This is a genomic window from Meiothermus cerbereus DSM 11376 (assembly GCF_000620065.1).
Taxonomy (GTDB): Bacteria; Deinococcota; Deinococci; order Deinococcales; family Thermaceae; genus Meiothermus; species Meiothermus cerbereus.
This window is the reverse complement of sequence record NZ_JHVI01000045.1, coordinates 1-8,163: the sequence shown is the minus strand read 5'-3', so window position 1 is coordinate 8,163 and position 8,163 is coordinate 1. Positions and strand designations below refer to the sequence as shown.

General features: G+C 62.5%; 10 protein-coding genes and 1 other RNA gene. 9 read left to right on the top strand and 2 right to left on the bottom strand.

Annotated elements, in window-relative coordinates; all coding sequences use genetic code 11:
• From Q355_RS16925 to Q355_RS16260, 9 genes are all read left to right on the top strand, one after another.
• Positions 1–1,192 (top strand): phage tail protein (locus Q355_RS16925; protein WP_027878162.1); only part of this gene is annotated, 1,192 nt, incomplete at its 5' end.
• Positions 1,185–1,808: a hypothetical protein gene (locus tag Q355_RS16790; RefSeq protein WP_156941929.1), complete on the top strand. Its 624-nt coding sequence runs from the start codon at positions 1,185–1,187 to the stop codon at positions 1,806–1,808. The genes Q355_RS16925 and Q355_RS16790, both read left to right, overlap by 8 nt.
• Positions 1,808–2,467: a hypothetical protein gene (locus Q355_RS0112915; RefSeq protein WP_027878160.1), complete on the top strand. Its 660-nt coding sequence runs from the start codon at positions 1,808–1,810 to the stop codon at positions 2,465–2,467. Before Q355_RS16790 ends, Q355_RS0112915 begins: the two co-directional genes overlap by 1 nt.
• Positions 2,457–2,942: a hypothetical protein gene (locus tag Q355_RS15950; protein ID WP_051529430.1), complete on the top strand. Its 486-nt coding sequence runs from the start codon at positions 2,457–2,459 to the stop codon at positions 2,940–2,942. Before Q355_RS0112915 ends, Q355_RS15950 begins: the two co-directional genes overlap by 11 nt.
• Positions 2,943–2,944: 2 nt before the next feature.
• Entirely contained in the window at positions 2,945–3,313 is a 369-nt protein-coding gene (locus tag Q355_RS0112905; protein ID WP_027878159.1) for a GPW/gp25 family protein, read from the top strand.
• Positions 3,303–4,379 carry a baseplate J/gp47 family protein gene (locus tag Q355_RS0112900; RefSeq protein WP_027878158.1) on the top strand — a complete coding sequence of 359 codons (1,077 nt, stop codon included), beginning with the start codon at positions 3,303–3,305 and terminating at the stop codon, positions 4,377–4,379. The genes Q355_RS0112905 and Q355_RS0112900 overlap by 11 nt, the downstream gene beginning before the upstream one ends.
• Before the next feature lie 2 nt (positions 4,380–4,381).
• Positions 4,382–4,984 (top strand): phage tail protein, encoded by a 603-nt coding sequence (locus tag Q355_RS0112895; protein WP_027878157.1) that lies wholly within the window; start codon positions 4,382–4,384, stop codon positions 4,982–4,984.
• A gap of 8 nt (positions 4,985–4,992) precedes the next feature.
• Entirely contained in the window at positions 4,993–6,120 is a 1,128-nt protein-coding gene (locus Q355_RS16785) for a hypothetical protein (RefSeq protein WP_156941928.1), read from the top strand.
• Between the two features lie 9 nt (positions 6,121–6,129).
• Positions 6,130–6,603: a hypothetical protein gene (locus Q355_RS16260; protein WP_051529429.1), complete on the top strand. Its 474-nt coding sequence runs from the start codon at positions 6,130–6,132 to the stop codon at positions 6,601–6,603.
• A gap of 219 nt (positions 6,604–6,822) precedes the next feature.
• Here the strand turns inward: Q355_RS16260 and Q355_RS16570 are convergent, their stop codons facing one another.
• Both Q355_RS16570 and rnpB read right to left on the bottom strand, forming a co-directional pair.
• Positions 6,823–7,287, bottom strand: a complete 465-nt coding sequence (locus tag Q355_RS16570; protein ID WP_211247177.1) for an HNH endonuclease signature motif containing protein — start codon at positions 7,285–7,287, stop codon at positions 6,823–6,825.
• A gap of 240 nt (positions 7,288–7,527) precedes the next feature.
• Positions 7,528–7,883, bottom strand: an RNA gene (rnpB, locus tag Q355_RS16265) — RNase P RNA component class A.
• Between the last annotated feature and the right edge of the window lie 280 nt (positions 7,884–8,163).

The following is an 8,163-nucleotide window of genomic DNA, read 5'->3' as shown; positions in this document are numbered from 1 at the left end:
GGTGCTGGCCGCTGGTGGGGGCATCGCCGCCCTGGCCGGGGTAGGTATGGTGGCGGGCCAGGCTCGGATGGGCCTGCTGCTGCTGCGGGAGGGCATGAGCGCCCTGGCTTTGAGGGCGTTTGACCTGGCCGGGGCGCTGGATCGGGCCATCCTGCGCCTGCGGGCCCTGGGCGGCCCCATTCCGGCGGCCCGTGCGGCGGTGCTGGGGCTGGCCGGGGCCTTCCGGGCCCTCACAGCGGCGATGCTGGCCAATCCGGTGGGGGCTTTGCTGGCCGGTCTGATGGCGCTGGGCGCGGCGTTTGTCTGGGCCTGGCAGCACGTGCAGCAGTTCCGCGATCAGGTGCGGCTGGCCCTGGTGCCCTTAGTGGCGGCGTGGAATGGTTTTCGCCAGGCCATCGCCGGGCTGGCCCTGCAGTTCGGCCCGGTGGGCGAGGTGATCGCAGCCGCCTTGGGGCGGGCCCACGGGGCGCTGGATGCGCTGGGCTATGCGTTTGGCTTCGTGCTGGGGTTCATTATGACCCTCACCATCAACGTCTTTGCCCGCATTGGGGCCAGCATCGTCAGCGCCCTCACCGGCCTGGTGAATCTGGTGCGAGGGCTGCTCGAGGTGCTGGTGGGCCTGTTTACGGGTAATTTCGAGCGGGCCCGGGCGGGGGTGGAGCAGATCATGCAGGGGGTGGTGCAGGTGATCACAGCCCCGCTTGCCATGTTGGGCCAGCAGGCTGTGGAGTGGGGCCGCAACATCATGGGCGGCCTGGCCCAGGGCCTCTCCGCCGGGCTCTCGGGGGTGGCCGAGCGCATCGCCCAGGGCGGCGAGGCCATCAAGAACTGGTTCCGCAGCCTATTTCAGATCAGAAGCCCCTCGCGGGTCTTTGCGGGCTACGGCCTGATGCTCTCGCTGGGCCTGGCCCAGGGCATCGAGGCCGGGATGCCGCAGGTGGCGGATGCGGTCGCCGGAATGGAGCAGTCGCTCCAACCCCGGGTGGAGCTGCCACAACCGGGCCTCACACCCCCACCGGCTCAGGCCCGCCCCAGGGCCGAGCGCTCAATCACGGTCAGCATCAACATCGAGCAGATTCAGATCGGCAGCGGCCAGCCGCGCCAGGTGGTGCAGGAGTTGCAGCCGGCCATCAAAGAGGCGGTGCTGCTGGCGCTGGAGGAGCTGGCGCTGGAGGAGGGTGTGGATGGCTAAAATCCCTAGCCCCTGGGAAGCGCCGGAGGTGTGGGAGACCCTGACCCTGCTGGGCCCGCAGGGCCGGGTGGCCATCCCCAACGTCACCGTGAACGTGCGGGGGGGCGGCCTGGAGGAGGATTCCGCCCCCATCGCAGGCGAAAACGGGGCCGAGCGCACCTTTCTGCGCTACCGCGACGCCGAGGTGGAGGTGGAGGCGGTGGCCGATTCCAAGGCCGAGTTCGAGCGGCTTTTAGCGGTGCTCAACCTGTACCGCAACCGGCGCGACAAGAAGCCGGTGGTTCTACAGGCGGCCCACCCCAACCTGCAGCTTCACGGGGTGCGCTATGTCTACCTATTTGATCTGGAGAGCCCGGACTTCAGCCGGGAAAGCGGGTTTGTGCTGCGCTTCAAGCTGAGGGAGTGGCAGTCCAAGGAGCGCCGGAGTGGCACAGTGGAGAAGCTCGACGGCCCCGCGCCGGGCAGCCTGGCCGGCAGCGGCAGCGGCGGCGCTGGCGGAGGCAAACCCAGCGCGCAGAAGGCAGGCGAAAACAGGCCCAGCATGGTGGGGCTATCGTCTGTGGCGCGAGGGGTCGCGGATGGTTCTGCTGTGGCGAATCGGATGGTAGGTAGATAATGGCGCTGCTCTCGATCAAGTCCAGCAAAATCTCGGATGGGCAGATCAGCCTGCCCCGCACGGGCCGGTGGGTTGCCGCGCTGCGGGCCACCGAGCCGGTGCCGCTGGGTGAGCTGCTGCAGATGGAGTTTGAATCTGGCGAGCGCCTGGCGGCTACCTGCGTGGCTGCGGGCCGGCAAGGGGGCTTCTGGAGCCTATCCCTGGTGGGCGGGGCGGGCCGGCTGGATCGGGCGCTGCGCCCAAAGTATTACGAAGGGGTGCCGGCCTACCTCATCATCCGCGACCTGCTGACCGAGGCAGGCGAGGCCGCAGGGGAGATCGACGGCCCCGAGGTTTTCCTGCGCTACACCCGCCTGGGGTATCCCGCCTGGCAGGAGTTGCGCCGGGTGCTGCTGTTGCTGCCGGAGCGCAGCTGGCGGGTGCAGCCGGATGGCCGGGTCTGGGTGGGGCGTGAGGCCTGGCCCTCTTACCCAAAGCGGCTAGCCTCTATCGAGTTCGACTTTGCACGGGGGCATTTCTGGTTCTCTTTGGAGCCCGGCCTGCAGCCCGGCGTGCGCCTCGAGGGCCGGGCGGCTGGGGCCGACGTGGTGTTCGGCAACGTCGAGCGCGTGGTGCACCACATCGGCCAGTATCGCACGGAGGTGTTTTGTGCCCGGTGAGCGACTGAAGCGCCGCCTGCAGCAGCTAATCTGGGATGGCCGCCTGGACACCCTGGCCCTCTACCCCTGCCAGATTCTGCGCGACCACGGCGATATGCGGCTCGATCTGCAGCCGGACAAGCCCGATCTGCCCCTGCTCACGCGGGTGCCCCTGCGCACCATGCTGCCCGGGGTGGAGGTGCGGGTGCAGGTGGGCACGCGGGTGCTGCTGGGCTTCGAAAATGGCGATCCGGCCCGCCCGGTGGCGTTGTTGTTCGACGCGGGCAGCCTGCGGGAGCTGATAATTCACGCCACCGTAAAGGTGAACCTGGTGGCGCCGGAGGTCAATGTAAATGGAGATGTGGTCAATCTCGCCGGCGGGGGCCCCGCGGTGGCCCGGGTGGGCGACCAGATTCGCATCACCGGCGTGGCCGCAGGCTCGGCTACCCTCACCGGAGAGATCATCAGCGGCTCCGGCAAAACATTTTCGGGATAACTATGGTGGACCTCGGAACCGACTACAGCCTGATCGAGCGCCGCCGCAAGAGCGGCCTGGAAAACCTGCTGGGGGCTTTAGTGCGGCGGCTACAGACCCCACGCGGGGGGCTCTTTTACGACCCGGCCTACGGCTTTGACCTGCGCGAGATGGTGCAGGCGCCCTGGAATGCCCAGACCCAGTACGAGCTGGAAACCTTCGTGCAGGCCGCGGTGGAGCAGGACCCGCGGGTGGCCGAGGTGGAAGTGGAGGCCGAGCAGATGGATTTGAATCGAGTTCGCGTCAGCATTCGCGGCCTGACGGCCCAGGGCCCGTTTGCGCTGGTTTTGGCCGTCAGCGGCGTATCGGTGGAGGTGCTGCGTGCTACTTGAGCAATTACTCCAGCCCCGATCGCAAAGCCAGGTGCTGGCCCGGCTCATCAGTATTTTGCAGAGCAAGGGCTACGCCCCCAACGACTGGATAGCCGGCTCCGAGCAGCGCACACTGATCGAGCTGTACGCCGAGGCCATCGCCGAGCTGGAGGCGGTGCGCCTGGCCATTACCCAGGGCGGATACCTGGAAAGCGCCACCGGCCCATTCCTGGATCTGTATGCCTACAACGTTTATGGCCTCCTGCGCAAAGAGGCCACCTTTGAGCGGCAGCGCTTTACCCTGACCTGCAGCAGCGGGTTTGGCCCCTATACCATCCAGCCCAACCAACTTTGGGCCGGGGTGGGTAATCTGCGATTTAACAATGTGGCCGGCGGTGTGCTCAATCCGGGCGGCACGCTGTCGCTGGAGTTCAGGGCCGAGAGCCCCGGCACGGCCTATCGGCTCGCGCTGGGTAGCGGCACAACCCTGTTTACCCCGCTGCCCGGCGTAACCATCGTTAACGACCAGGTAATCGAGGCTGCGATTGATCAGGAAACCGACGCGCAGCTACGCGAGCGCTGCCGCCTGCGCTGGGCAGAGCTGGGCTATGGCGGCACCGCCGCCGCTTACCGCTCCTGGGCGCTCTCGGCTGACCCCAGCATCACTAAGGTGCGCGTTTTGGATCAGAATCCGCGCGGCCAGGCAACAGTCGATGTGGTCGTGTGGGGTGAGGGGGGCCTGGGCAGCGGGGCGGTAGCGGCGGCCAACAACATCATCCAGCAGAAAAAGCCGCTCACGGCGGATGTGCAGGTATATGCAGCCACGGCCGTCAACGTCACTATTACCGCCACCATCCGGGTACGCACGGGATTCCTGAGCCGGGCGCAGGGGCAGGCCGCGGCAGCCCTGGCGGCTCTGCAAGCGGGTGTGCCGATTGGCGGGATAATCTACAGATCGGCCATCATCGAAGCGCTGTTCGTGCCCAATGTGATTGATGTGGCGTTGTCGGCTCCTGCAACCGATGTCACCCTGAGCAGCGTGCAGGCCGCGCAATTCAACGCAAACCTGACCTGGATTGAGGTGTAGCCGTGATTCCGCTATACGAGATTCGCCTGCTGGAGGATTGGTTACGGGATCGAGCTCCGCCCTGGTTTCAAGATGCCCCGGTCGGGCCGGAAATCGAGGCCTATGGAGCGCTTGCCGATGAGCACCTCGAGTATGTGGCTACCGCCTTGCGCGCGAGATATGTCGAGCTGGCCCCGGAGGATGGTTTGAACCTGCTTGGGGCTGAGCGCAATTTCGTGCGCTATCCTGCCGAGAGCCTGGACGCCTTCCGGCAGCGCATTATTGGCGCCTGGGAATTTTGGCAATGGGCGGGCACCGAGTACGGCCTGGGCCTGGCCCTCTCTCAGCTCGGCTACAACAGCGCCATAGTGCCGGTGCGCAACTACGACAACACGCGCTGGAGCGAGTTCGACGTATACCTGTACGCTGGCACCCGTAGCTACGATGGCTCGGTAGAGGAGAAAAACCGCATCCTTGCAATCATCAATCAGGTCAAACCAGCGCATACCCGATTGGCAACGCTGCGATACGTGCCATCAGGGCCGTTGAACTGGAACCCGGCGGGCCTTACCTGGAACCCACCAGGGCAGGTCTGGGGCGCGCCGCCTGTCGTGCTTTATCCGTAGGAGGAATCATGCCTAAAACCCTCAACCCTCAAAACGCTTTTCCGCCCAACATCCCCAACTTTCCCATCTCAGGGAACAACGAGCCCATCGCCATTGAACCACTAGAAAACGCGGTGCAAGCCGTATTGAACCGCACTGAGAACCTCCACGTGCGGCTCAGCGAAGCCGAAACCCAGGGGGTGAAGCGGGTACGGACGGTGGCCTCGTTGGCCGCTTTGTCCGCTGCCACCGGCTTTGTGAACGGCGACGTGTGTGATGTGGGGGAATATGGCCGCTACCGGCTGTACAACCCCTCTAGCCTCCCCGCCGATGGCCTGTGGGTCTTGACTGCGAGCGGTGGGGGACGCTGGGTGCACACCCTGCGCGATATGTGGGGCATTGGCAATGGCCTTGCCACGCTGGACTCGAGCCAGCGGCTGGCGCAGGATGTGCGGGATGCAAGCATCCTGACCCAACACATTGCTAATCAGGCGGTAACTTCTGCCAAACTGGCCCCCGGCAGTGTGGTGGGCCATTTGGGCTACACCCCGCTGAACCGGTCCGGGGACACCATGACCGGGGCGCTATCTTTGCCTAAGGTAAATACCACTGCAGGAACCTCCGGATCAGGGAATCGCCATATAGAACTGCGAACTTCAGGCCCGCGCTGGGCCTTTGGCCTAGGGGGGAATGAGAGCGGCAGTAACGCGGGCGCGAGCTTTTTTTTATGGAGATATGATGATGCGGGCAATTTTATAGGTGAGGTTTTCAGGGCAGAGCGTAATAGCGGGCGGGTTATAGTCAGCGAAATTTCTGGCCGCTACGACCACCAAAACCGGTTCGTAGTGCAGTCGTATCTAAGTAATAGTGTTACTATTCCTGCAAATTCTAGTTACTTGATTGCATTCACTATGATTTTAGTACCCTCTGGGAGAGCAATTTATCTGCGAAGAGTTAGATATGTTTTTACTACTCTATTGCCTCGCGTTCAGGCTACGAATACATGGACAGGAAGCGCAAATTATGACGACGTTGCGGTGGATACTCTATTAGCAAGCAGTAGCTCATATGTTTACTTATATATTGTAAATAACACATCAAACTCTGTAGTAGTGAGTTCCGGACATGGCATCTGGGCTGAGCTTGAAATCAGATAGGAGGTTGCCATGAACACCATAATATTTATACTACTACCCTACTCTAAATCAGGCATCATCACAAGACGCGAGAACGACACACTCATCATCAGCGGCTTCCGAGATGACGTAGACCTCGAGGCGCTACAAGCCGAACTCGAGGTTGAATGGCTCGAGTTGGCACGCCAAGAGGCTGCTAACCGCATCAAAAACGCCCTAATCGCTGCCAGTGAGCGCTTGCGCCCCAACGATTTCACCGACCTGATAACTAAACTCCAACTCGGGCGCATAACCGACAGCGAACGGCAAACCCTGAACGCCTACTACGACGCGCTGGATGCGCTGGAGCGGGAGGCAAAGGCGCTGCTCCAGAAGCTGGAAAAGGCCGAAAGCGTAGAAGTGGTAAATAAAATCCCTTGGCCGGAATGGGTAGGGTGGGAGGCGTTGCCGCTCCGGCTCAAGCTGGAGGTGGAGCAAACTTATCCTGAAGCTTCTAATAAATGACTTATTTATCTCATGCGTATTTCACTGGTTGCTAATCCATTCAAAGCCAAAACTGGTGACATTTAGCGTGTTTCTCATCTTTCAAGTGGTGACATTTAGCGTGGCGTAAAATGGGCAAATAGCGTGGCGCGTGACAGCCTTGGCTCTGGTGGTGGAGCGGGGTCGGTTTTGGGGCACGCGCTTCTGGCTATGGCGGGGGTCTGGGGATGCGCTCGCAGATTAGCCTGCGCCGGGGTTAGACTTTTTGCGCTTGAGGACGAGGTCTCGAGTCATTTGTTTGTGGCAGGGCTGACATAAAGTTCGCAGGTTTTCTGGCGCGTGGGTGCCGCCCTCTACCACCGGCCGGATGTGGTCGGCCTCCCATAAGTCTGTGGGCTTTTTCCAGGCTTTGCGCGGTCGCCAGCGCCTGGGTAGCTCCGCTGCAAAGCCGTGAAAGCCGCGCTGGGAAAGCTCCTGGGCGAACTGGGCATACTGCAGGGCCAGCTCGCGGTATTCGGCGTGCTGGTAGAGGTCTTGCGCCAATCGCTGGGTTCGTCCAATCTGCACTGCGGCCTTCCACAGTTTCATCAGGCTGCTTTTAAGGGGGCGGGTGTCGGTACCGCAAACCTGGCAAACCCCCTTTTCCCGCTTACGCAGATGCTGCCGGGCATAACTCCAGTGGGCTTGCAGCCGATACTGGTGCACACATGCCTCACTGCACCAGCTGCGGCGTCCCGGTGGCACCTCGTTGTGGCAGGGTGCATGGCGGCAGAGCCTGCGACCGCCGGGGCCACGCTGCTCCCCCTGGCGCAACAGTTCTCTGCCAAGCAGGCGGCGATTCACGCTTGGAATTCTACCCCTCAAAAGGCACTATGCCCGGTACGACCTGCCAAAACGCACCAACCCCCCACCCGCAGGGTGTAGGGGGATTGGTGAGGGTTTCCAGGTTAGGGAAGAGGCGTAAGCCGGGTTCTGTTTCCGCAGCCATCTCTCTGGGATGAGCGTCGCCGCTCACCTCGAGCGTCCCTGCCGCAGGTAATAACGAACCGGGTCAGTTCTCCCTGTCGGACTTACGGGACTTGCAGCAGATGGGGTTTGCCTAGCTGCCCCTGTTTCCAGGGGCACTGGTGCGCTCTTACCGCACCGTTTCACCTTGACCACTCGCTTTGGGGCGAGGGCCGTCTGCTTTCTGTTGCACTATTCCGTCGGGTTACCCCGCCCAGCCGTTAGCTGGCATCATGCCCTGTGCTGCCCGGACTTTCCTCTGGTGGATGCCCACCAGCGGCTGCGCCCTCTTCCCGCACCTATATTGTAGCTCAGAATGCCCATTTCGGTAAGCCAAATGGAGGTTAAGCTCAGGGATGGCCTAGCTCGAGCAGGAGCAGGATAAGCGGCGCGAGAGATGGCCTCCGAGTTGTACCCCACCTGAAGCCTTGTGCTTAGCGCAGGCCAGAACCGACTGGATTTAGGAGCGCAAAGCGGTGCTTCCGGCGGGGGCCCCAGCAAAAAGAACGAATCAAGAACATTTCTTATACCAGATTCGGTTAGTTCGTCACCGAACGGTGTCGAACTAACCCGACC